We start from the raw sequence: 1214 nt of genomic DNA, 5'->3' as shown, positions 1-1214 counted from the left end.
AAACAAGACTTGGAGTATGGTTATTAGTAATATCAAAACCATTAATATCTGTGGTATAGCCAGGAACAGCTTCTTCTGTCACGCTATAGACAATCTTTTGACCGTCTTTGAATTCTGGTAAGTCAGTAAATTCATATGTCCAGTTGTCGGCAGCAGTAACGATCTTAGTTTGACCAGTTGCCACACCATCTGCTAGAAGGTTAACAATAATTTCTGCTGGACGAACACCGTCTTGGTTATTGGCGTCATTCCATGTCTTAGTACCTGAGATAGAAACAAGACTTGGAGTATGGGTGTTAGTAATATCAAAGCCATTAATGTCTGTGGTATAGCCAGGAACAGCTTCTTCTGTCACGCTATAGACAATTTTTTGACCAGCCTTGAATTCTGGCAAGTTTGTAAAAGTATAAGCCCAGTTGCTAGCTTCATTAACGGTCATGGTTTGACCTGTTGGTTGACCATCTGCTAAGAGGTTAACAACGATTTCTGATGGACGAACACCATCTTGGTTATCAGCATCATTCCAAGTCTTAGTACCTGAGATAGACACAAGATTTGGAATATGTTTATTGATGATAGTTACACTTCCTGAAATCAGCTGTCCTACAGTTGTTGTATAACCATCAATTGTTCCGACTTCTTCAACAGTATAGACAATATCTTGACCATTAGCTTTGGCATCAAGATCTGACCAAGTGTAAGTCCAATTGCTTGCCGCTGTAACATCCACAGCAGCACCTACTTTTTGCCCATCAGCATAGAGTTGTACTTGGATACTATCTGGACGGATGCCATCTTGGTTTTTGGCATCATCCCATGCTTTGATAACGGTTATACTAGTTTTGCCTGGTTGATAACTATTTGTAATGTCAAAGTCTTTATAAGTTGTTGTGTAATCTGTAACAGCGTCTTCTATCACCGTGTAAACTATCTTTTGACCATCTTTAAATTCAGGTAAATCTGTAAATTCATATGTCCATCCATTAGCTTCGGTTACTGTGACTTTTTTCCCTGTCGCAATACCATCTGCTAATAGGTTGACAGTAATTTCTGTTGGACGTTTACCGTCTTGGTTGTTCGCATCATTCCAGATTTTCTTACCTGAAACTTGTGTCACAGTTGGAATATGTGAGTTTGTAATAGTAACATTACCAGAAATTAGTGGACTTGTTGCTGACGTATAACCAGCAACAGCATCTTCTTCTACAACAGAG

At 39.1% G+C, this 1214-nt stretch carries 1 protein-coding gene; it reads right to left on the bottom strand.

What is annotated here, in order from left to right; all coding sequences use genetic code 11:
- On the bottom strand, positions 1-1214 hold a 1214-nt coding region (locus JHK64_RS07425; RefSeq protein WP_199568390.1), incomplete at both ends, for a Cna B-type domain-containing protein.

The organism is Streptococcus zalophi (genome assembly GCF_016481285.1).
Taxonomy (GTDB): domain Bacteria; phylum Bacillota; class Bacilli; order Lactobacillales; family Streptococcaceae; genus Streptococcus; species Streptococcus zalophi.
This window is presented reverse-complemented; position numbering and strand designations above follow the sequence as displayed.